The following is a 735-nucleotide window of genomic DNA, read 5'->3' as shown; positions in this document are numbered from 1 at the left end:
GCCAAAAGGAGGGAAATCCACCCACAAACCTAAAGGATATGGGTGGGAAATGACCCATTTATGAGGAGCAGCTGATCTCCATCTTTTTCCCCCACTCTGGCGGCAATTTGGCATACGCCTCAAACTCTGGTTGCGAATCGTATGGATGGCGAAGTATCTCAGCAAGACGGTGAACTTCGCTGAAATCCCCTTCCTCAGCTTTATCGATAGCCAATTGCGCAAGGTAGTTGCGAAGAATGTATTTCGGGTTGGCTTGGCGCATCTGTTCACAACGCTGCTCGGCTGAAATCAGCTCACCAATTTGATCTACCTCCAGCTCACATCGAGACAAATACAAATCAAGCCACGCTTGGGCGGCTTCCCGGTCAATAAACAAATCAATGACCTCTTGCGCTGGCTGTTTATCGAGGTTGGACAACGCTCTAAAGAATCGCGTGTAGTCGGTATGATTCTGATTAAGCAGTTCAAACATCGACTCAAACAAACGTCCGTCTTCTGCAATTTTTGTTTTCAAACCAAGCTTACTGCGCATCAAGCAGCTAAACTGCTGGCTTAAACGCCCTTCAAATTGGCTCAGTGCCTGTTCTAAATCTTCTCGCTCGACGAGCGGTGATAAGGCATGTGCCAAAGCAGAAAGATTCCACAGGGCAATTCGCGGTTGCTGCTCGAACGCATAACGCCCCTGATAATCAGAATGGTTACAAATGTACCCCGGTTCATAATCGTCGAGAAAAC

At 47.8% G+C, this 735-nt stretch carries 1 protein-coding gene; it reads right to left on the bottom strand.

Features of this window, described 5'->3' with window-relative positions; translation table 11 throughout:
• Positions 1 to 58: 58 nt before the first annotated feature.
• Positions 59 to 735 (bottom strand): protein adenylyltransferase SelO family protein (locus R7Z77_RS25360; RefSeq protein ID WP_318137046.1); only part of this gene is annotated, 677 nt, incomplete at its 5' end.

The sequence above is a fragment of the Vibrio sp. 1401 genome (assembly GCF_033340295.1).
The sequence above is the reverse complement of the archived record's forward strand: the minus strand, read 5'-3'. Positions and strand labels throughout refer to the sequence as shown.